The sequence below is a fragment of the Rhodoplanes sp. Z2-YC6860 genome (assembly GCF_001579845.1).
In the GTDB taxonomy this organism is placed as follows: Bacteria; Pseudomonadota; Alphaproteobacteria; order Rhizobiales; family Xanthobacteraceae; genus Z2-YC6860.
This window is the reverse complement of the sequence record NZ_CP007440.1, coordinates 749560-771717: the sequence shown is the minus strand read 5'-3', so window position 1 is coordinate 771717 and position 22158 is coordinate 749560. Positions and strand designations below refer to the sequence as shown.

Genomic DNA, 22158 nt, shown 5'->3' with positions numbered 1-22158 from the left:
TTTTCACACTGCTTCCGCAGAACTTAATCTACGACGTTTCAAATCAATGAATTAACATCGGCCAAAATGGGGGCCCTCATTGTCGCTGCTCGCAAACCCGCCACCGATCCGATCCGCAGGCGAAAAGACTGCGACGCGGGTCTTTTCGTGCCTCGACGATATGCTCGCCCATTACGGCGCCGAGGCGCCGGATCGCAACGCCATCCTGTCACCCAACTGCGATCCGCTGACCTACGGCGAGCTGCGGTTTCGTGTGAGCAAGGCGGTTCGCGAGCTGCGCGAGCTTGGCATCGGGCCGACCGACCGCGTGGCCGTCGTGTTGCCCAACGGCGCCGCGACTGCCGTCGCTCTTGTTTCGGTCGCGACCGCCGCGGGCTGCGTGCCGCTGAATTCCAATCTCACCGCCGATGAGTTGCAGCGATATCTCGCCGACTTCAACGTCGCGGCACTGCTGACACGCGCGGACATGAATTCGGCCGCCCGCACGGTCGCGCAGGGCAGCGGGATACCCGTCATCGATCTTTCGCCATGCCCCGGCGCGGCGCCGTGGATGTTCGACCTCATCGGTTCGGGCACGCCGCGAGCGCCGAGCCGCGCCCCCGCGTGCGGCGCAGGCCACGACGCTTTGGTCCTGATGACGTCGGGCACGACAGCGCGGCCGAAGATCGTGCCGTTGACGCAAGCCGGCGTTTGCGCGTCCGCCTACAATGCCGGCGCGGCCTTGAGGCTTCGGCCCGAAGATCGTCTGCTGAACATGTTGCCGCTGTTTCACGCGCACGGCTTGATCTCGGGCCTTCTGACCGCGTTGGCCGCCGGCTCGACCGTGGTCTGCACGCCTGGATTCGATCCCGCTGCGTTTTTCGGCTGGCTCGATGAATTTCGTCCCAGTTGGTACACGGCCGTCCCTTCGGTCCACCGCGCCCTGCTGTCGGAAGCCGTGCGCCGGAAGCTCCGCGTTCTGAAAAGCTCGTTGCGGGTGGTTCGATCCGCCTCCGCATCCTTGCCGGTCACGGTGCTCCGCGATCTGGAGCGCCTGTTCGGCGTGCCGGTGATCGAAACCTACGGCATGACGGAAGCCGCCTCCCAGATCGCCGCCAACACGCTCGAATTGCGGAAGCCGGGCTCGGTCGGCAAGTCGGCCGGCGCCGAAATTGCGATCATCGACGACGAAGGCCGCAAGCTTGCGACCGGCAAGCGCGGCGAAATCGTGCTGCGCGGCCCCGCCATCACGCGCGGCTACGACAACGATATCGCGGCAACGCAATCCGCCTTCCGCGATGGCTGGTTCCGAACCGGCGATCTCGGCTACCTCGACCGGGATGGCTATCTCTTCATCGTTGGCCGCATCAAAGACGTCATCAAGCGTGGCGGACAGCAGGTCGCACCGGCTGAAGTCGAGGCAGCGTTTCTCGCGCATCCCGACGTGATCGAAGCCGTGGCGTTCAGCGTCCCCCACGAGCGATTGGGCGAGGATGTCGCCGCTGCCATCGTGCTCGGTCCGGACGCCCGCATCAGCGAACAAGCGCTTCGCAAGTTCGCGAGCGAGCGGCTTGCGAGCTACAAGGTGCCCGGCCTGATCCGGTTCGTCGACGCGATTCCCAAGAATGCCGCCGGGAAGGTGAAGCGCGAGGGCTTGGGCGCCATGCTGTTTGGCGCGACACCAACAACGGAGGCAAAAGCTGAGAGCACCGCGCCCGCTCCGGCCAAACTCCTCGAACGGCAACTCGCCGAAATCTGGGCTGACCAGCTTGAAGTCGATCGGGTCGGCGTCGACCAGGACGTTTTCGCGTTGGGTGCTGATTCCATCACCGTGACGCAGATGCGGTCGCGCCTGCGGCGGCAGTTCGGCGTCGACTTTTCGTTCAAGGACATGTTCGACGCGCCAACGGCCGCGATGCTGGCGGCCCGCATCGAGCAGGCTGAAGCCGCCCCTTCCGGCATTCCACTGAGTCCGGAGGACCCGCCGGCAGATGCAAGCGGCGTCCGTATGTCGTTCCCGCAACAGCGCATGCATGTTCTGCACCGGCTCGATCCGACCGGATACAACTACCTCATTCTCGAGGTGGTTCGCCTGACCGGCCGGCTCGATGTCGGCGCGCTGGAAGCCAGCATCGCTTCGATTTGCGAGCGCCACCAGGTTCTCCGATCGACGTTTGTCGAGCGCGCCGGCGAACCGCTGCAAATCGTCGGTACGGCCCAGCCACGGCTCGAACGGCTCGACATGCGGCCGTGCCCGAAGAGCAAAAGGGCCGCGGCCGTGCAACAACGGGCGCTGGCGCTGTTGCGCCAGCCGCTGGATATCGAAACGCAGCCGTTGTTGCGCGCTCAATTGCTTCAGCTCGACGAGGACGACCATGCGCTGGTGGTCCAGTTCCATCATCTGATCAACGACGGATGGTCGCAGCGGCTGTTCTGGAAGGAGATCGAGGCGCTTTATGAAGCGCATCTGACGAACTCTCCCAGCGCGCTGCCTGCGCTTGCCGCGCAGTACCGTGATTTCGTCGAATGGCAGCGGGCATGGCTTGAGACCCCCGCCGCCGCGGATCAAGTGGCGTACTGGCGTTCACAGCTCGAAGGCGTGACCGCATTGCCGCTGCGAACCGATCGGCCGCGGCCCGACACGCAAACCGGACGTGGCGCCCGGCACCCGTTGAGATTTTCACCTGAGCTGTCGCGCGCGTTGAAATCCTTGAGCCGGGACCATCGCGTGACCCTGTTCATGACGCTGCTCGCGGCATTCCAATGCCTGCTGCATCGGCATACGCGGCATGACGACGTCGCGGTCGGATCGGTGATCGCCAACCGCAACCAGGTCCAGTTCGAGCCGCTGCTCGGAATGTTCGCCAACACCATCGTGCTGCGAACAAATTTGTCCGGCGATCCAAGCTTCGGCGACGTCTTGAGCCGCGTGCGACAACTGACGCTCGACGCCTATCGGAACCAGGACGTGCCGTTCGAGGAGGTTCTCCGGACGCTCCAGGTGTCGCGCAGTGCGGACCGGAACACGCTGTTTCAAGTGATGTTCCTGATGCAAAATCCGCCGCCGATCACGCCAGAGCTTCAGGGCCTATCGACGCATCTGATCAACGTGGATCCGGGTATCGCCAGGGTCGACCTGCTGCTTGAACTGATGGAAGCCGACGGCGGTCTCAGCGGTTGGCTCGAATACGGCACCGAACTGTTCGACGCCGACACCATCACGCGGCTCGCGACGCACTTGCAGACCCTGCTGCAGGGCATCGTTGCGAATCCCGAGGCGCACATCTCCCAGCTACCGCTCGTTCCGGCCGCTGAACGACGGCGGGTCATCAGCGATTGGAACGACACCGACAAGCCGCTTCCGGCGCGCAGCACACTGCCAGAACGGTTCTTCAAGCAGGCCGAGCGCACGCCGGAGGCCATTGCGGTATCGGCCGGGCGCGCCCGCCTCGATTACCGAACCCTGGCACGGCGCGTTTCGGCCATCGCCGCCCGGCTCAGCGCCGAGGGCGTCGGTCCCGACGTGGTTGTCGTGCTGATGGCCGAGCGCAGCGCCGACCTTCTCGCTGCAATGATTGCGGTGCAGACCGCCGGCGGCGCATTCCTGTCGCTCGATCCGAAGCTCCCGGCCGCGAGGCAGACGCAGATCATTCAACACAGCCGCACGCCGTTGATCCTGGCGGGACGCGGTTGCTCATCGCTGCTGAAGACAGCGCTCGCGGCGCAGCCGCTCGCGTCACGGCCAAAAATCCTGAGCCTCGCGAAGCTGATCGAGGCCAGGCCGCGCAAACCCATATCTCCGGCGCGGGGGTCTGCATCGGACCTGGCCTATGTGATCTACACCTCCGGCTCCACCGGCGTGCCCAAAGGCGCCATGGTCGAGCAACGGGGCCTGCGCAACCACCTGCTGTCCAAGATTTCCGAACTTGAGCTGTCGGCATCCGACGTCATCGCACAGACGGCGCCGCAGACCTTCGACATTTCGGTCTGGCAGTTCCTCGCGGGCACGATGGTCGGAGCGCGCGTGCACGTCTGCGCCAACGAGGTGGTGCGGGATCCCGCGCTGCTGATGCGGGAGATCGACCGCGAGGGCGTGACGGTGCTGCAGATCGTGCCGTCGCTGTTGCGCGCAATCCTCGACCGCATGCCCGACGAGCCCACATACCGCGCGCTCAGCCGCCTCCGCTCGCTCACCTGCATCGGCGAGGCGCTCACCCCCGATCTGTGCCGCGAGTGGCTCCGCCATTTCCCCGGCGTGCCGCTGATCAACGCCTACGGTCCGGCCGAATGCGCCGACACCGTGTCGACGTATCGCGTCACGGCGCCGGCCCCGCTCACCACGGTGCCGATCGGCCGCGCGATCGCCAACACCCGGCTCTACGTCGTGGACGCGCATTTGCAGCCGATGCCGATCGGTGTTGCGGGCGAGCTGTGTGTCGGCGGCGACGGCGTCGGCCGCGGCTATCTCAACGATCCGGAGCAGACGAAGCAGCGCTTCCTGCGCGACCCGTTCTCGCGACAACCCGATGCACGCCTGTACAGGACCGGAGACCTCGCGCGCTGGCGCGCCGACGGCACCCTGGAATTTCTCGGCCGCGTCGACCATCAGGTGAAAATTCGCGGCTATCGCATCGAGCTCGAAGAGATCGAGCGCGTTCTCGAACAGCTTCCGGCGATCAACGCCGCGGTCGTGCTGGCGCGCAACGCGGTCGGCGATGGCACGCAGATCATTGCGCATGTTGTCGCTCACGGCCCGCGACCGGACGTCAAAAGCCTGCGCGATTTCCTCAAAGGCCGGCTTCCCGAGTACATGGTCCCGGCGCGCTTCATCCATCTGGATCGCATCCCGCTGACTGCACACGGCAAAGTCGACCGCTCCGCTCTGCGAAGAACCCGCGGCGAGCTTGAAATGGCGGGCGGCGACTTCGTGGCGCCAAGGAATGCCACGGAAGAAACGCTGGCCGGCATCCTTTCGGACCTGCTCAAGGTCAAGACCATCGGGGCCTTCGACAACTTCTTCGAGCTGGGCGGGCATTCGTTGCTGGCGGGCCGCGCACTAGCGCGGATTGCCGATTCATTCGGCGTATCGTTGTCGCTCCGCGCCTTCTTCGAAGCGCCCACCGTTGCGGCGCTGGCCCTCCGGGTCGAGGACTCGCGAAAAGCACAAACGGCCAAGCCGGCGCCCGCGATCGCGCTCGTCAATCGAACGGGGCCTCAGCCGGTGTCGCTGATGCAGGAGCAAGTGCTGAAAATAGAGCGCGCGCTTCCGGGGCTCCCGCAGTTCAACCTGCCATTTGCCTTTCGATTGCAGGGGCCGCTGAACGCCCGTGCTCTGGAACAGGCTTTCGCGGAGGCCGCGCGCCGGCACGACTCGCTCCGCTCGGCATTCGTCTGGAAGAAAGGCCGGCCGGTCGTGCAGATCGGGCCTGCCGCAGACGCCAGACTGCCGTTCGCCGTCAAAAATCTCGCCGCTCGGGCGGCGGCTGGGAAACGCGGCAAGGCTCTGCTGCTCAAGAAGGCCGAGCTGATTGCCGAGGAGGAAGCCTGGCTGCCGTTCGATGTGAGCCGTGCGCCGCTCATTCGTCTGCGCCTGTTGCGGCTCGCCCCCGATGACCACGTGCTGATCCTGATCGTGCACCATGTGGTGGTCGACGGTTGGTCGATCGGAATTCTCATGGAAGAGGTTTCGGCCGTCTATGCGGCGCTGACGTCCGGCCGACAGGCGCAGTTGCCCAAGCCCGAGCTGCAGTTTTCCGAATTCGCCCACTGGCAGCGCCTGTGGTGCGCCCATGACGCCGCGGCCGAACAACTGGGCTACTGGAAGCAGCATCTGCAGGGAGCCTCGCCGCTATTCCCGACCGACGGCGACACCGAAGGAGTGCTGCTGAGCTCGCCTGTCGTGCACCAACCGCTGCTGGTACCGAACGATCTCGCCGCGCGGCTGAACGCGTTCAGCCAAAGCCATGGCTGCACCTTGTTCATGACGCTGCTGACGGGATTCAAGTCGCTGCTGCTGGCCCGCACCGGCCGCAACGACATCTGCGTCGCGACCGCGATGGCGAATCGCTCCCAGCTGAGAACGGAGCGCGTCGTCGGCCCGCTGATGAACATCACGCTGACCCGCACCCGCGTGGGGCCAGACCTGTCGTTCGCGGACGCACTCGGTCGCGTGCGCGAGTCCGTGGTGGACGCCTATGCCAGGCAGGAGCTTCCGTTCGATGTGCTGACCGCGCAGCTTGCAAAGGATGGCGAACTCGATCCGGCGTCGCTCATCCAGGCGTTTTTTGTCCTGCAGAACGCCTCCCAGCCGCTGAATCTGCCCAACGTCACGGTGCGATCATTTGCTTATCCGGATGGACAGCGCGCCTTGCCGATCGATCGGACCTGGCTGTCGGTGATGCTCAAGGAATCGCCTGCCGGCATCGTCGGCTCGTGCAGCTTCAAGAGCGACTTGTTCGAAGCGAAAGCCGCCGCACGATGGGTGAAGGATTACACCGCGATCCTGACACGGGCGATTGCAGACCCCGAAACGCCGCTGGGCCGGCTTGGCGATTGCTGAGCGATCAGCGGCGAAGATTCAGGAGCCGCTCAGATGCGTGCCTTCTGTGCCCGCGTGTCCGATGAGGGTCCCAACGCGTCCAGCAGCGCTTTTGCGGCCTTCAAATCCGCAGTGTCGAACCCCTCGCTGAACCAGCTGTAAATCGGCTGCAGGAGCGCGCGGGCCTCGGAGGACTTCCCGGCATCGTGCCAATGCTTGCCGAGGCTCGTGGCCGCGCGCAGCTCCCACAAACGGGCCTGCTGATTCCGCGCGATGGTCAAGGCAGCCTGCAGCTCGGACTCCGCCTCGCCGGCCCGGCCCTGCGCCAACAGCATCTCGCCTCGCTGACGGTACAGCTCGGCTGCGAAAAACTTTTCATTGGTGGTGTTCGCGGCTTGAAGCGCGTCGCCAAGCATGTCGAGCGCCGCCTTGGTCTGCCCGAGTTTGGCCAAAGCCGCAGCGGAGTAGCCGAGATAGAGCGTCGTACGGCTCTTGTCGGTGCCTTCGATCGCCGCAAAAGCGCTGCGTATCAGCTCCAGCCCGCGTTGAGAATCGCCGCCTTGGGTCAGAAGCGCGCCCTGCATGAAACGCGCCCTCTGCTCGAAATCCGGCAGGCTGTGGGCGATGCTGTGCGCCATCGCCTCGTTGGCGTGACCCGTGGCTCGCTTGGGATCGGCACCCAAGGCGCCCAGCAGCGCCTCGCCGTCCAGCGCATAGGCGGTGGTGAATGCAAGGCCCAGGCTGCGCGCGCGCGTCAGCGACTGCTCCGCCGCCGAACTCGCCCGATCCGGGTAGCCGAGGATCCAGAGCGCACGGGACAGCGATGACAGCGCCGTGACCTCGTCGTCGGCGCCGAAGCGCCGGTACGACGTGATCGTGTTCTGGTTGGCCGCGCACAGGTCCAGCGTTCGCTCCAGATGAATGCGCGCGCCCACGAAATCGCCCATCATCCAGAGCGTCTGGCCCATGAAGCGGTTGGCCAGCGCCAGCATGCCGGGATGGTTGTGGGCTGTCGCCAAGGCCAGGCACTGGCGCGCGACATCGAGCGCATCGATGTTCTCTCCGCGCATCAGGTGCGCGAGATAGACGCCCCACAGGATGGTCATCTGCTCGGCCGGATCGGCGCCATCGCCCAGCAGGTTGCGGGCATGCGAGAAAACGCTCAGCGTTTGCGGCGTGGCATAACCCTCGGTCGCGGCGAGAGCAGGACCGAGAGCCAGATAAAAATCCAACTCCTTGCGTGCGCGATCGACCGATTGCGCCTGCAATTGCGCAAGCTCGATGCCGCGGCGCAGGTGCTTCACGGCCTCGGCATTGGCCGAGCGGTCGAGCGCCTGGCGGCCGGCCTTGAGCCAGTAATCCATCGCGGCGTCATGCACCCCGCCTTCGGTGAAGTGGTGCGCCACGATCTCGGGCTGCCGCTCCACGAAGTCGCCGAACTTGTTTTCGAGCACGTGGGCGATCTGACCGTGCAACTGCTGCCGCCGGCTCTTGAGCATGCTCTCATAGGCCGCGTCCCGCACCAGCGCGTGCTTGAACGTATAGGTCGCGTCCGGCGGCTCGCCGTGGCGGAACACAAGCTCCGCCTGCTCGAGCTGGCTCAACGCGTGCTGCAAGGTGGTTCCGTCGACACCGACCAGCGCATGCACCAGGGCATAGGAAAATTCGCGTCCGATCGCGGCGCCGATCTGGCTGACCTCTTTCACCGGCATCATGCGATCGAGACGCGCCATCAACGAATCCTGGAGCGTTTCCGGGATCGCGAGCGGCGGCAGCGGGCCGTCGAGCCGATACCCCTCGTCTTCCTTGATGAGGATGCCGGACTCCAGCACCGTCTTGGTGAGCTCTTCGACGAACAGCGGGTTGCCGTCGGTCTTGTTGACGATCTGCTTCGTCACTTCCGCAGGCAACGCGCGGCCGCCGACGACGCCCGCGATCATGCTTTCGATGTCGTCGCGGCCGAGACGGCCGATCACAAGACTCCTGACGTTGGCGAGACCGCCCCATGGCGGCTCGAACGGCGGCCGGAACGTCAGCAATGCGAGGATCGGCAGATTGCGAATCCGTTCGATGGCCAGATCGAGCAGCTCGAGCGAAGTGGCATCGGCCCAGTGCATATCTTCGAACAGCAGCAGGATTGGCTGCCGCCGCGCTAGGCTCTCAAGCTGATCGAGCAGGATCGCGAGAGTCTGCCGCCGCTGCTGCGACGGGCTCAGCGTCAGCGACGGATAGCGATGCTCGTAAGGAACGGAGAGCAGCTTGGCGAACAGCGGCACGACATTTTCGTCGGGCGACCCAGCCAGCACCGCTTCAAGCTTGTCGAGGCGCTGGTCGAGACTGTCGTTCGAACCAAATCCCGCCACCCGCTCCATCTGCGTGATCAACGGGCGCAGCGCGCTGTTGGCGTCATAAGGCGAACATTGATACCGCAAGCGGGTGTGCTGGTCGTCGGCGATCCGATCGGCAAGGGCCGCAGCGATTCGGGATTTGCCCACGCCCGGTTCGCCTGAAATCAGCACGACCTGGCCTTCGCCATCCCAGGCCAGCTGCCGGGCAGCGAGCAGGAAGTCCATCTCCTTGTCGCGACCGATCAGATCGGTCATCTGCGTCACGTGGGTCGCCTCGAAGCGGCTCTCCGAGGACGACACGCCTTCAACGGACCACGCTGCGATGGGCTCGTCGATGCCTTTGACCTTGTGTTCGCCGAGGTCGCGCAGCCGGAACAGACCGCCGAGCAGCCGGCGCGTGGAGCTGGCAACGACGACCCCGCCGGGCTCGGCCAGGCCTTGAAGGCGGGCCGCGATGTTGGGTGCATCGCCAATGACGTAATTGTCCCAGAGCGCGCCTTCGCGGCCGAGCTCGCCGACCACGACCAGGCCGGTCGCAATGCCGACCCGAACCGCGAGTGCTTCGCCGGCGGGCGTCTCGATGCGGGGAACGGCTGCTGCGATATCCAGCGCGGCGCGCACCGTTCGCTCGGCGTCGTCTTCGTGAGCCCTGGGATAGCCGAAATAGCAGAAGATGCCGTCGCCCCGGAAATCCGACAGGAAGCCTTCATACGTCTGCACGATGCGGGCGCAGGCCGCGTGATACGAATCCATCACGGCGCCCATGTCTTCCGGATCGAGACGGGCCGACAGCGCTGTCGAATTCACCAGATCGCAGATCATCACGGTCAGATGGCGCCGCTCCGCAGCGATCTCACGTCCGGGCCCACTTCGCCGGAGCGTGCCACCTTCGCTTATGAGGCCGGTATCCGGAGGTTCGGCAAACGCGCGAATCGCACGAAGGAGGCGCTTGCGGTCGCCCAGAGGCATTCCGAGCTTTTCGAGATCGGCCTCTGTCAGCTCCAACAGCACATCGTGATCGATGGCGTTTTCGACAAATATCGTCTCGTATTTTTCGAATCCGATATTTTTGAGCCAATGGCCGATGTCCATCGTATCGCTCTAAAGAATGCTCCCCCGTCATCGGCTTAGCGACAACGTCCGGACAATTTTACCCCGTCCGGCCGAGGCAGTACACCGGACCGGACCAGCGATTTAAGTTGCTGACGAATGATCTGATTGTTGCAGATTTTACGGGATTGGTCGCCATTGCGACTGGCAGCCACGCCTCGTCTGATTGATATATTTTGACTTTCGTGCAACAGTTGAAGTTCGGGATCGCACCCGAAAGGAGCGAGGGGAACATGGGAACAGTTGATCTGTCGCTTTTGGCCAAAGGCGGTCTGAGCGCGAAGCAGAAAGCCGCCATGAAGAAGGATCTCATGGGCAAGAAGCGCAAGCTTGCCGCCGAGATCAAGGCTATCGACAAGCGCCTCAAGGCGCTCGCGGGTAAGAAGAAAAAGAAAGCTCGCGCCAAGCGGTAACGGATTTTTCCGATATCGGTTGCTTGTTCATGACCCTGAACGGGGTCGGTGCGAGATGAAAACAAAAATCGCCGTTGCGGCTGCGTGGCTCGGCCTGCTGATGTGGGCCGGGCCTGCCGTTGCGGTTGAGGCTGACCCCATTCCATTGACCGTGGGGCATCACAGGAGCATCCACCTCAGCGACGACAAGGTTGACGAAATCCTGGCCGCAGCCTCGAAAGTCCTGAAGAAATGCAATGTGGTGCTCAAGCGGCGGGGACACGTCCGCGCGTTCGAATCGTCCAGGACACCATCAAAAATAGAAGACGCCGCTGACCGCGACGCGGTCCATCGCGAGAATTTCGACATCAAGGTTGTCGACCTCCCGATCAATTTCTGCCGCGTCTCGCAAATGCACGAAGGCTGTGCATTCGACCCGGCCCCGGGAGAGGACGCGGCCCAGCACAAGTCGATGATCGTGTCCGACATTGCAAACGCCAAGATGGCGGGGATGATTTGGGCCCACGAGTTCGGGCACATGAGAGGCTTGACGCATCGAAGCGGCGACAGAAAGGCCCTGATGGCGTGTCGGGTTCCGCTTCAGCTCGACGAGCCGGAAATCAGCGACCATGAATGCAAATGCTTCCGCGAGGGCCCAGCTTCTTGCGGAGATACGGCAGAACCTGCACAGCTGTGCAGCATAAACTGACCAAGTCTCCTCACCCTCACCGAGTGCTGGCGCTTCCGCGCGGGCTGTTCGCCAGATAGAACGGAATCGTCATCGTCGCGCTGCGACTCCCTCTTTTTGCCTCGCGGACATAAAATAGAGCATGCGTCCGCTCGGCGAATATACAGCACATGACTGGCGACGGCTCCGGCCCGTCAGCCACTGGGTCAAGACTCAGCGCTACAGGATGCAGCGGGAGAGCTACGTCCGCCGTCCGGCGCGTATTCCCTTGACGGATACGTCCTCGATGCAGGGCCGGCGGCTCATCGCCACCATCGCATTCGAAGACCCCGAGGCCATCAGCATCCAGGCGCGGCTCCTTGCCCGATTTGTCCCGGACGTCGTCTACATCGTGGCCGACATGTCCGTGAACCAGACCTCTGCGGACGAGATCAGGTCCGTCGCGCAACGGCTGAATGCGCCTTACGTGCGCCTTCCGAAGAGCCCACTGCTGAGGCGCGAGCATGCCAGCCGGATTCACGGCCTGGCTTTGAATTGGACCTGGCGCAATGTCATAAAGCCGATCCAGCCCGAGGCCTTCGGCTTTGTTGACCACGACATATACCCCACCAAGCCCGATGATCCCTTTTCCAAGCTGCAGCTTCAGCCGATCTATGGCTGCATGCGGCACGTTGGGGAACGTTGGTTTTTGTGGGCGGGATTTGCGATGTTTCGCTTCCCTTTCGTGAAAGACCTTCCCCTGGATTTCGGCCAGGACTGGTTCAATGGCCTGGACACCGGTGGCGCCAATTGGAATGTGTTGTTCAGAAACCTCGACCGGACCCGATTGCATTTCACGGACACCCGCTTTGAACCGTTCATGCCCGGCGTCGATTCGGACGCCGGCCAGGTGCAATGGTGCGACACTTGGCTCCACGAAGTGGGCTTGGCTCGACGCGAGGGCTTTGCAGATGTGGCCGCGGAGAAGCGCAACATGATCAAGAAAATGCTGGCTCCGCATCTTTCATCATAGCAACGATCCGCCGCATGCGCTGGTTTCCCCGCTATGTCCGACTCTCGCTGCCGCGCCTGTGGATGCGCGACCTCGTGCATTTCGGAATGGGATCCTTCATCGTCGGAGGCGCCGCCTCGATCCGGGTGTCGTCCGTGGTGGAAGCGCGCCGCAACAGCCAGCCGCTGATCAGCTGGAGCGCGATTCTGATCAAAGCGATCGCGCTGAACTCCAGGAAATGGCCTCAGCTCCGGCGCGCTTACATTTCATGTCCCTGGCCGCACTTGTATGAGCACCCATATTCCGTCGCGACGGTCGTCATCGAACGCGAATGGCAAGGCGAGCCGGCCGTGTTCTTCGACCAGATTCCCGCTCCCGAACACAAGCCGCTTCGCGAGATCGATCGCCTGCTCGAAGGATCGAAGGTGCTCCCTATCGAAACGGTGGGGAGCTATCGGCGGCTGCTCAGAATTACACGATACCCGCTGCCGATCCGACGCCTGATCTGGCTGATTGCCCTTCGCGGGGCCGGCCGTCTCAAGTCGAAATACTTTGGAACCTTCTCGGTGAATCCGATCATCGCCCGATACAACCGCACGACCCAATCCGTGACGCCAGTCAGTCAAAGCTTTGAATATGGCCCTGTCGAACCCAATGGCAGAATGCCAATACAGTTCTACTTCGACCATCGTGTCATGGATGGCCAGACCCTGGTCCGCATGGGCCGCGACCTGGAGTCCATCCTTAACAACGAGATCGTCGAGGAGTTGAACGCCGCCGCCTGAACGCAGAGCTTAGGGCCCGCCGGTACGGCACTCCGGCATCGACCGGGCGGCGACGATTTGGCATGATGGAAAATACCCAACTCCAACAAGGCTCATCACCCACCGTGTGTCCGCGCGTATGCTGAACAACATAATACAGCGATTGCTTGCCGATCCGCACGGCCCGGTCAGCCTGAGCTTGCGCCTGATCAACGATTACGGCCGCCGGCATTGGCGAAGCTACGCTCTCGCGATGTTCTGGATGGCGTCGGTGGCCGGATGCACGGCTGCGTCGGCCTACATCGTCGGAACGGCCGTCAATGAAGCCTATATCAATCGGAGTTTTTCCGGCGTCGCATCGATTGCCATTGCGATCATGGTGATTTTCACCATCAAAGGCATCTCGACTTACGGCCAGGCCGTGGTGCTCGCGAGGATCAACAATCAGATCGACGCCGAGAACCAACGCCGGATGTTCGACAAGCTTTTGCAACAGGATTTATCCTACTTCAGCGACCGGCATTCCTCCGAGTTCACGGCGCGGGTTGCCTACGGCAGCGGCGCAGCCGGCGAAGCGCTCCGGATCCTGATCACGACGCTCGGTCGCGATCTGATGACGTTGACCGGCCTGCTTGCGGTCATGATCTATCATGCGCCGTGGCTGTCACTCGTCGGCGTGGTGCTGATGGGACCGTCTGTTGCGATCGTGCGCCATCTGGTCAAACGTGTCCGAAGCATCGCCCAGACCGAATTTGCCGGCTCAGCCCGCCTCGCTGAATCGATGCAGGAAACCATCCAGGGACTGCGCGTCGTCAAAGCCCTCAACCTCGAGGACGAGATGCGCCGCCGCTTTGGCGAGGATACGGTCATCCTCGAGCGCGCCGGAAACAAGCTCGCACGGGTCATGAACCGCTCCACGCCGATGATGGATACGCTCGGCGGCTGCGTGGTCGGTCTCATGCTGCTCTATGGGGGATATGAGGTCATCGTGCTCGGCCAGCCGCCCGGGCAATTCATCACATTTGTCGCGGCGTTTCTGCTCGCCTACGAGCCCGGGAAGCGGCTTGCGCGATTGAACGTCGATCTCGGCAGCGCTCTGGTCGGAGTCGAGATGCTGTACAAGGTCCTCGACCTGCCGAATTGCGTTCGCGACGATCACCAGCCTGACCTTCAGGTCGCTCAAGGCGGGATTCTCTTCCGCGACGTCAAGTTCTCTTATCGTGAGAGCATCGAAGTTCTTGGCGGCCTGTCTTTCGCAGCCGCGCCCGGAAAGATCACGGCGCTCGTTGGCCCATCCGGCGGAGGCAAGACGACGATCTTCAATCTTCTTCTTCGTTTCTATAATCCGGATGAAGGAGAGATCACCATCGACGGGCAGAGCATAGCGGCGCTGTCGCAGGCCTCGGTTCGCGGCAATATCGCCTATGTGGGCCAGGATATTTTCCTGTTCAGAGGCACCGTGTGGCAGAACATCGCGGTGGGCCGTCTCGGCGCCAGCGAAGACGATATCGTCGCCGCGGCGAAAGCAGCTCACGCGCACGATTTCATCATGGCGCTGCCGGCAGGCTATGAAACACAGGTCGGCGAACATGGGATGCAGCTTTCAGGCGGGCAGCGCCAACGGATCGCCGTGGCGCGAGCGATGATCCGGAATGTGCCGATCATCCTGCTCGACGAGCCCACCGCTTCTCTCGACGGCGAATCGGAAACCCACGTCCAGAACGCGATACGCCGGTTGGCCGAAGGCCGCACGACACTGGTCATCGCGCATCGGCTGAACACCATCAAGGACGCGGACATGATCCACCTCGTTGAGGGAGGACGCATCGTCGAATCGGGTCAGCACGAGAACCTGTTGCGGGCCGGCGCCCGCTACGCCGACTTCTATTATTCCCAGTTCGGTAACGACCCAGCGGCGATACCGACCGAACCCCGGCTGACCGTCAACTCGTAGATTGGGAAGGCTTCAATTGCCAACCGGCGACCCGAAAATCTCAGTCGTCATGCCGGTGTTCAATTGCGAGTCTTGGCTTCCGCAAGCGCTGGAATCGATCGGCACTCAGTCGTTTCCGGGTTTTGAATTGATCGTCGTCGATGACGGATCGACGGATCGATCCTGCCGTATCGTTGAGGATGCGGCGCGTTCCGACTCCCGCATCCGCTTGGAGCGCCAAGCGCGCCTTGGAATTTCCGCAGCACTCAATCGCGCGGTCGCACTGGCGCGCAGTCCGATCATCGCCCGCATGGACGGAGACGACGTTGCGGCACCCAATCGGCTGCAAATGCAGATGGACTTCCTCGGCTCGCATCCGGACGTTGCGGCAGCGGGCAGCTGGGCGCGCGTGATCGGCCATCGAAACGAAGTCATCGGTGAGCTGAAGCCTGACACGCTGCCATCGCGCCTGCGCGAAATCCTTCCGAAACAGAACCCCTTCGTTCACTCCTCGATGGCGATACGAGGAGACATCCTCCGAAGTCTGGGCGGCTATCGTCAGGCTCTGGACGGCGCGGAAGACTACGACCTTTGGCTTCGGATCTCCGAGCGCGCCGAGCTCGCGAACCTGCCGGAATTTCTGCTGAGTTATCGATCGGTGCGGCCGCAGTCCAATGAAGCAGCCATCCGAAAGCAACTGCTCGCAGCTCGCCTCGCCCGGCTTTCGGCCAAGGCTCGACGGGACCACCAGACTGATTTTGTCGATACCCTGCCGGTGCCGCTTGATCTTGCCACCCTTGGTCAGCGGGACGATCTCAGAGCCACCGCGGAGCTTTACCGGCTGCTGGCACGACCGGTTGCCGATCCGGTGCCGGTCGGGGATTTCGGCATCCTCGCTGGAACGGAGCTCAATCATGCCGAACGCAAGACCGCTCAGTTTTGGCTGAGGGACGTTCTGCAAAGCCAGCGAACCTTTGCGGCTCGCAGCATGGCGCTTTACTGGCTGCTCAAATTGCACCCGGCGCGCGGATTGACCCTCATCGGTTCGGCGCTTCGAGCGAAATGAATTCGTCGATCGTTTTGAACACGGCTGCGGCCGCCTCATCCCAAGTCGGGTGGCGGAACGTGCCGTCGGCGCGCGGCACGCTATCCAGATTCAAGAGCCATGTCCGGATCGCCTGATACCAGGCTTCTTCATCCCGCGGCGGCAACCGCTTCAACAGTGACGACCGCAGCTCAGGCACGATGCCGACATCCGAGGCCAGGACCGGCTTGCCCCGCGCCAGCGCTTCGACCACCGGGAGCCCGTACCCCTCATACTCCGAAGGGTAGATACAAAAACTGGCCTGGTCGTAGAGACGGCCCAGGGACGCGTCGTCGACATCCTCCATGAGAAGGACGCGGTCTGTTTCCCGCAGACGCTCGATCAAATCCTCCACCAGCCAGCCGGATCTGCCGATCAGCAGCAGCGAAAGGTCGAGCTCCTGCGGAATGCGCTCCTGCAAAAGCCTGTTCCAGACCGCCTCGATCAGGCAGTGCCCCTTGCGCGGCTCGATGGTGCTGACCAGCATGATGTATCTGGAGTTCGGCGGGGCGTTCGGCGAACCGGCGTGGCCTTTTGGCAAATCGAAGCCGAACGGAATTTGCATCACCGGCCCCGCCGCAATTCCGCGACCGGCACAATACTTCCGGATATCGGCCCCAACGACCTTGGACGCGACGAGGTTCAGCGACGCGATTGCAAAGACGCGATCGAAATGCCGCCGCAACAGCTCCACGTCGTTGGGCCGGAAATATTCCGGCAGCAGCAATGGAATGATGTCATGGCAAAGCGAGATCAGCCCGACCCCGATACGCTTCTGCCAGTCCCCAATCGCTCCAGCATTGCTGTGCGCCCAGTTCGAACCGGCGAACAGGACCACGTCGTCTGAATCGAGTTGCATGAGGGCGCCGGTCAAAGCAGCGAGCGATACGATCAACCGCCGACCGCCGCCCGGAGACATCAGCATCCCGCGATATTTCTTTCCGGCAATCATCAATTGCAACCGGGCAATCGTGGCTTCGATCGCCGGCGAACGGCCCTTCAGGAGCCAGCCGCCGGCACTCCGCAGCGCCATCCGTCGAAACTGCGTGAGCCACAAAAACGGCGTGCGCAGAGAGCGCGGGACCCGATCGCTCCGGCGCCGCCGCGTCTGCGAAACATCCGACATCCCGGTGGTGTCGACCATGACCGCGTCATCGAGAATGGCCGGCAAATGCTCTGAAAGCACCTGCCGATAGGCCTGGCTGTCGGCGTCGAAAAAACCAAATCGGCAGTTGGCATGGTGCCGCGAGGCCCATCTGGCCAGCTCGCGCTCGACACGCACGATGCCGACCGGAGGGCCCGACCACCGCATCGAAGTCGAAATATCGAACAGGATACGCTTCGCCATCGCTTATCGGATGATCCTGTGTGTCCAGATCCACTGCTCGGGATGCTCCCGGATCCATGATTCGATCAAGCCGAACACCGTCTGCATGGCGCCCTGCACATCGATCTTGCCCTTCGAGTCTCTGGGGAATTCAAGCGGGCCAACCATCTCAAATCGATGGCGCTGGTCGGCAAGCCTGATCGCGCGCGCGCCATACACCGGGACGTCATGCATCCGAGCAAGGCGCGCAAGGATCGGATTGACCCGGCAGGTGTGCTTGAAGAAGGACACATCGATGCCGGCCGCATAGTGCTGATCGACAAGCATGCCGACCAGCCAGCCATCGTGCAGCGCTTTGAGCATTTCACGCGGCGCCGCCGGCCCTGCTTCAATCAAACGGCCGGCAAAGAGCGAACGCATCGCAACCATGCGATCCGTCATCCGGTGGCTCGGCTGCGGCTTGTAGGCCAGGGCGATGTTCCGCCCGATCACCTGCGCTGCCATCGCCGGTATCTCCCAGTTGCCAAGGTGCGCGGCAAACATCAAAGCGCCCTGCTTCTGCGCGCCGAGATGGCGAAGCCGGTCAGCCGTGATGCCGTCCATGACGACTTGCCCCGCGGTCGGTCGCTCCGTCGAAAAGGCCATCAACTCCGGAGCGTGGGCGTATTCGGCAAACGTCCGGCCGATATTGTCCCACATGCCGTGCAGGACGATTCGAGAATCGGGGCCATCCATGTCGGGCAGCGCCGCGCCGAGTTGTCGGCGCGCGTGACGGTGACCGCGCAGCAAAGGTCCCACCTGACGCGTCATGGCCCCGCATAGGGAGGCGGCCTGTCTTCGGGTGAGACAACGCATCAGCGCGAGCATTCCAAGAGCCAGACGGCCGGCGACCTTGATCCCAACGGTTTCGCGAAACTCTTCGTCGATGAAGCGAATGCCAGGATTGGCGGCAAGCACGCGCCGCTCGAATTCCTTGATGAAGGGGATATAGCTCTCGGTGCGGTCTTCGACGCTCAGCCCTTTCGCACGATGACCGGATGTCAGCCTGAGCTGCTCCGTCGCAGTCGCAATCGTGCAGGCCCAATAAGATCGGGACGAGCCGAGCCGCCGCTCCTTGTACACGGTGATTTCGGCGATGCTCTTGAAAGGAATTTCGATGCGGCCGCGGGGTCCCTGGCGCTCGATGCCATCCGGCAAAACAGCGTAGTCGTAGATCGGTTCAAACCATCGCGCCCGGCACGAATATCTCATGCCTCGCCAATCCGTTCTGCCGGCACGGGCCGTCCGGCCGCGGCGAGCGTCGATTGCACGACGTAACGCGCCAGCGCTGCCGGCGCATGATGGTGCAGCACGTGTTGACGGGCCGCTTGCGCCATCGCCAACAGACGCTCCCGGTTCTCCAATGTCCGCTGAACCGCTCCGGCCAGCGCACCTGGCTCAAGGTCATAATAGACGGCGTGTTCGCCATCGTTGAGCGGCTGATGGCGTTCGATGGTCTGCCTGCTGATCAACGGCACCGATCCGGCAAAGGCAGCCTCGTAGGAGCGAAAGCAGTCCCAGCCGTAGCCCTGTGGCGCCCAAACCAGCCAGGCGCGTGAGCACCGCTCCAGATAGTCAGCCGTCGACAGCCCGCCTTCGCAAATTTCAATTCGATATCCGGCGTCGCGCAACGGCATGAGCTCTCGCATGCCGCGTTCGCGAACAGTGCTCGAGCCGTTCAGCTTTCCGGCAAAGAACACGTCGATATCCTTGCGCTCTCTTGCCGGCTCGAACGGTCCTGCGCTCAGGATATGGTCGGGCAGGCCCAGAGACAGCGGACGAACGCGCGCTAACGCCGATCGATAATCTTGGCTTGCCCGGAAGCGTTGCGTGGGGACTTTGCCGTCGGTCGCCAGCAGCTGCCAGCGGTCGGCGGGAAGCTCCCGCTTGAAGTAGAGCGTCGCCCGGCGCAGAAGATGCCAGTTGCAGCTGAGCACCGACGGCGAGTCCTCGAGGTCCATCACAGCCACCGGCGCAGCTGTTTTCCGGCGAAGCAGCTGCTGCGCAAAGCCGCGGAACAGCGGGCAGTGCCCTCCCAGGGTCGCGCGGCGGAAGACCGTCCGCACCATTCCTTCTACGAGACCGTGCGGCGAAGCATGCACCACGACAAGATCCAGCCGGGGATCGAGCAGGCGGTTCGCCAATGGCGCGAGACTGGCAGCCGAGACCAGCGTGCTCCCCGCAGGCTTGTTGTGCGCGGAGGCCATGACATAAGTCGAATAGAACTCGGTCGTAGCCGGATAGGCGTGGTGCATCCGTGGCACTTGCCCGATTTCCAGGATGCGCGGATCAGAGTTGCCGGTGGTCAAGCTTTTGCATCCGCCCCGAGGAATGTCCGTCGAATGACTTTATGGCAGTTCGGCGGGATTGCAGTAAGATATCTCGCTCGTGTCGCGGTTCGGAAGTTCGCCCGCTCGGCACCCATTCGAGACCGGTCATGAACTATACGGGTGCGAGAATCCTTGAAATCGGCGACCATTCGTACTTTCGGCAATCCCACCCCGACACGACGACGCTGCTTTGGACGGGCCACCGGCCGCCCTCACACCTCAATGCGTCCGACTACCAGGATTGCACCCCTCGGCGGTTGATGCAGGCCGTGGGCGACGTGAGGCGCGGCCGATATGACCTTGTCGTCGTCTATCCTCATGCCCGCTCGGCATGGCATCCGCGATGCTGGCTGCGCGCGCTCGCACACACTCCCCTGCAACCGCTGTCGGCGTTCTCTCGAGGTTTCGGCGTCGGGGCTCTGCGGTACTTCGAGTTCGAAACTCCCGTGATTGCCGTCGACATGCACGATGACTTCACCATTGATCGCAGCAATTTTTTTCTGCTCGATCGTGCCAAGCTCTATTTCAAGCGGGAGCTTCCGGTCGATGCGTGGGTCAGCCTCCACGGTACGGCGCATCACGACCTGCCGACGGCGCGTCTGCGGAGCAGCCCGAAGTGGCAGTCGCGGCTGACGAAGCTTCATCCCATATCGCTCCAGATCGGCAGGATCGATCTTGGCGATTCCGATGGAATTTTTGCCGCGAAATCGATGGATGTGTTTTTCGCAGGCAATGTCGAATCGAATTCGACGCTGCGGCGCGACGGCATCGAGCAACTGCAAAAGCTGGCGAAGAAAGGCTTTCGCATCGACATCGCCACGGACCGGCTGAACCACGAAGAGTACCTGCGTCGCATGTCCCGGGCCTGGCTGGCGTGGTCGCCGTCCGGCCGGGGCTGGGACTGCTACAGGCACTACGAGGCGCCTCAGTGCCTGACTGTCCCTGTCATCAACTACCCCACGATCCGACGCCATCGGCCGCTTGAAGATGGGCGGCACGCCATCTACTACGCGCCCGAGGGCGACGGTCTCGCTGACGCGATCGAGCGCGCCTTGCACGACCGCCAGCGACTGAAGGAGATCGCGTCAGCCGGCCGCGAGCATGTGCAAACGCATCATGTGGACAATGCGTTTTGCAACGGCATTCTCGCCGCCTCGCTGCCCGCGAGTTGAAACGCACCGCCGGATCGCATGCGAGCCGCGGCACCGGTCAGCTTGTGGCGGCATCCGCCGGTCCGAGATCAGCTATTGGCTGATCCGCCCCGCCCGACTTCTCATGGCCAATGCGAATGATCGCCTCTGCTGCCCGCGTCCGCCCCTGATAAAGCGTCGGGTTTTTTCCATACTGGGCCCCGGCTTCCGACCACGCCCGCGCCGCGGCAGGATTTCGCCCCTGTTCCAGGGCAGAACGGAACAGCCGGAAATCGAAGGGCTCCGGGACCACGACCCCTGCACCCGCAAAATCGACATGGCGCGCATAGCCACAGGCCGCCGTGGTGATCACCGGAAGCCCATTGACCACCGCCTCGAGAATCACGGTTCCGGTGGTGTCGTAACGCGCCGGGTGCACCAGCAGATCGGAGGCTGCCATCAAATCGGATATGTCCTCGCGGTGGCCAAGCCATTTGACGCGATGGGAAAGCCCCAGCCGTCTGGCGCGCGCCGCCAAGCTGGCCGAAGCGCGGCTCGTTTCGCTCAAGCCTGCGATCAGGAGCGTTGCGTCCGGAAAATACGTCAACGCCTTGATCGCGCGATCGGTCCCTTTGGTTTCCGGCTGTACGCCCACCGTTAGCCAGACCCAATCGCTGTCGAGCAGGCCGAGCGAAGAGCGCAGTGCTTCCCGAGAGCCGTTGGTCCGGTGCCCGGGCTGTCGGCGCGTCAGTGTCAACGTGGGAGGGATCACGAGAATGCGCTCGGATTCAGTACGCCACGCCGTCTGATATTCCCAATTCTGATTCTGGCTCAGCAGGATGATCTTGGTTTGCCGTCCGTGCGCGAAAGAAGCGCTCTCGAGCTCGACGTAAGTGCGGTATCGCGGAAGAAGGCGCAGCAGCGGCGCGTTCAACACGCGATAGGCCATTGAAGCATCCGCACAATAGATGACGTCCAGACCCATAAGCTTGTCGAAACCGACTGTAAGATCGTAACGCCCGGCAGTTTCCTCGAGGAAATCGGTTGCGAAACGACGCTGCCGGCCGTGATTGGTGTGCGCTGCATTTTGCAACAGAAAAATCGGAATGTCGTTGGCGAGCGAATGCTCATGCGCACGGCTCGTATAGATGACGACCTGATGCCCATGACTTCGGATCAGCTTCGCCACCTCGATGCAATCGCGTTGCAGCCCTCCTCCGGGAAACAGGGTCGCAATAGCTAGCGCGATGCGCATCGACAGCCCGCCGGATTATTAATCAACCGCGCACTTCGTGTTCGCCGCATTGTCGCGATGGCGACGTAGGGGCTGGCCCAAGACGCACGAGACGGAGATCGACGCGGTCAAGCGAACATTTGAAAAAGAAATGCTGTCCGACAACGCAGCCCCCCTCGAACATTCAATGTTCGATCCGAAGCACATTGTATTCCGAAATGGGATTGTTGAATAGAGTGCGGCCGCGGCGCGGCGACATGCGGGCGACATT

At 62.9% G+C, this 22158-nt stretch carries 13 protein-coding genes; 8 read left to right on the top strand and 5 right to left on the bottom strand.

Translation table 11 applies throughout. The features are described from left to right. The first annotated feature begins 79 nt into the window (after window positions 1-79). Window positions 80-6538 carry a non-ribosomal peptide synthetase gene (locus RHPLAN_RS03540; RefSeq protein ID WP_068013892.1) on the top strand — a complete coding sequence of 2153 codons (6459 nt, stop codon included), beginning with the start codon at window positions 80-82 and terminating at the stop codon, window positions 6536-6538. Window positions 6539-6567: 29 nt separating this feature from the next. Here the strand turns inward: RHPLAN_RS03540 and RHPLAN_RS03535 are convergent, their stop codons facing one another. Further along, window positions 6568-9957 (bottom strand): adenylate/guanylate cyclase domain-containing protein, encoded by a 3390-nt coding sequence (locus tag RHPLAN_RS03535; protein WP_068013890.1) that lies wholly within the window; start codon window positions 9955-9957, stop codon window positions 6568-6570. Between the two features lie 251 nt (window positions 9958-10208). Between RHPLAN_RS03535 and RHPLAN_RS03530 the strand changes: the two genes are divergently transcribed. The 6 genes from RHPLAN_RS03530 to RHPLAN_RS03505 all read left to right on the top strand — a co-directional run bounded on the left by RHPLAN_RS03530 (window position 10209) and on the right by RHPLAN_RS03505 (window position 15809). Beyond that, window positions 10209-10388, top strand: a complete 180-nt coding sequence (locus RHPLAN_RS03530; RefSeq protein ID WP_068013888.1) for a hypothetical protein — start codon at window positions 10209-10211, stop codon at window positions 10386-10388. 55 nt (window positions 10389-10443) lie between these two features. Then, the gene (locus RHPLAN_RS03525) at window positions 10444-11076 is read left to right on the top strand and encodes a zinc metalloprotease (protein ID WP_068013886.1); all 633 of its coding nucleotides are present in this window, start codon (window positions 10444-10446) and stop codon (window positions 11074-11076) included. A gap of 121 nt (window positions 11077-11197) precedes the next feature. Next, complete coding sequence (locus tag RHPLAN_RS03520) at window positions 11198-12067, top strand: hypothetical protein (protein WP_068013885.1); 870 nt, start codon at window positions 11198-11200, stop codon at window positions 12065-12067. Window positions 12068-12081: 14 nt separating this feature from the next. After that, window positions 12082-12831 (top strand): hypothetical protein, encoded by a 750-nt coding sequence (locus RHPLAN_RS03515; RefSeq protein ID WP_068013883.1) that lies wholly within the window; start codon window positions 12082-12084, stop codon window positions 12829-12831. Window positions 12832-12949: 118 nt separating this feature from the next. Then, window positions 12950-14764: an ABC transporter ATP-binding protein gene (locus tag RHPLAN_RS03510; RefSeq protein WP_068013881.1), complete on the top strand. Its 1815-nt coding sequence runs from the start codon at window positions 12950-12952 to the stop codon at window positions 14762-14764. A gap of 16 nt (window positions 14765-14780) precedes the next feature. Then, window positions 14781-15809 (top strand): glycosyltransferase family 2 protein, encoded by a 1029-nt coding sequence (locus tag RHPLAN_RS03505; protein ID WP_157100038.1) that lies wholly within the window; start codon window positions 14781-14783, stop codon window positions 15807-15809. Here RHPLAN_RS03505 and RHPLAN_RS03500 read toward each other — a convergent pair. The 3 genes from RHPLAN_RS03500 to RHPLAN_RS03490 all read right to left on the bottom strand — a co-directional run bounded on the left by RHPLAN_RS03500 (window position 15781) and on the right by RHPLAN_RS03490 (window position 19502). Further along, on the bottom strand, window positions 15781-17175 hold the full coding sequence (locus RHPLAN_RS03500) for a glycosyltransferase (RefSeq protein ID WP_068013877.1): 1395 nt from the start codon (window positions 17173-17175) through the stop codon (window positions 15781-15783). The genes RHPLAN_RS03505 and RHPLAN_RS03500 overlap by 29 nt on opposite strands. A gap of 3 nt (window positions 17176-17178) precedes the next feature. Then, window positions 17179-18111 (bottom strand): lipid A biosynthesis lauroyl acyltransferase, encoded by a 933-nt coding sequence (locus RHPLAN_RS03495; protein WP_198164692.1) that lies wholly within the window; start codon window positions 18109-18111, stop codon window positions 17179-17181. Window positions 18112-18401: 290 nt separating this feature from the next. Further along, a complete protein-coding gene (locus RHPLAN_RS03490; RefSeq protein WP_068013874.1) occupies window positions 18402-19502 on the bottom strand; it encodes a glycosyltransferase in 1101 nt (366 codons plus the stop codon). Between the two features lie 128 nt (window positions 19503-19630). Here RHPLAN_RS03490 and RHPLAN_RS03485 point away from each other — a divergent pair, with 128 nt between their 5' ends. Further along, window positions 19631-20695: a glycosyltransferase gene (locus RHPLAN_RS03485; protein ID WP_198164691.1), complete on the top strand. Its 1065-nt coding sequence runs from the start codon at window positions 19631-19633 to the stop codon at window positions 20693-20695. 37 nt (window positions 20696-20732) lie between these two features. Here RHPLAN_RS03485 and RHPLAN_RS03480 read toward each other — a convergent pair whose 3' ends face one another. Then, window positions 20733-21908, bottom strand: a complete 1176-nt coding sequence (locus RHPLAN_RS03480) for a glycosyltransferase family 4 protein (RefSeq protein WP_068013871.1) — start codon at window positions 21906-21908, stop codon at window positions 20733-20735. Between the last annotated feature and the right edge of the window lie 250 nt (window positions 21909-22158).

Coding starts and splice junctions, on each gene's coding strand:
- RHPLAN_RS03535 (WP_068013890.1), bottom strand. CDS start 9,957: ATGGACATCGGCCATTGGCTCAAAAATATCGGATTCGAAAAATACGAG.
- RHPLAN_RS03530 (WP_068013888.1), top strand. CDS start 10,209: ATGGGAACAGTTGATCTGTCGCTTTTGGCCAAAGGCGGTCTGAGCGCG.
- RHPLAN_RS03525 (WP_068013886.1), top strand. CDS start 10,444: ATGAAAACAAAAATCGCCGTTGCGGCTGCGTGGCTCGGCCTGCTGATG.
- RHPLAN_RS03520 (WP_068013885.1), top strand. CDS start 11,198: ATGCGTCCGCTCGGCGAATATACAGCACATGACTGGCGACGGCTCCGG.
- RHPLAN_RS03515 (WP_068013883.1), top strand. CDS start 12,082: ATGCGCTGGTTTCCCCGCTATGTCCGACTCTCGCTGCCGCGCCTGTGG.
- RHPLAN_RS03510 (WP_068013881.1), top strand. CDS start 12,950: ATGCTGAACAACATAATACAGCGATTGCTTGCCGATCCGCACGGCCCG.
- RHPLAN_RS03500 (WP_068013877.1), bottom strand. CDS start 17,175: ATGGCGAAGCGTATCCTGTTCGATATTTCGACTTCGATGCGGTGGTCG.
- RHPLAN_RS03485 (WP_198164691.1), top strand. CDS start 19,631: ATGAACTATACGGGTGCGAGAATCCTTGAAATCGGCGACCATTCGTAC.
- RHPLAN_RS03480 (WP_068013871.1), bottom strand. CDS start 21,908: ATGCGCATCGCGCTAGCTATTGCGACCCTGTTTCCCGGAGGAGGGCTG.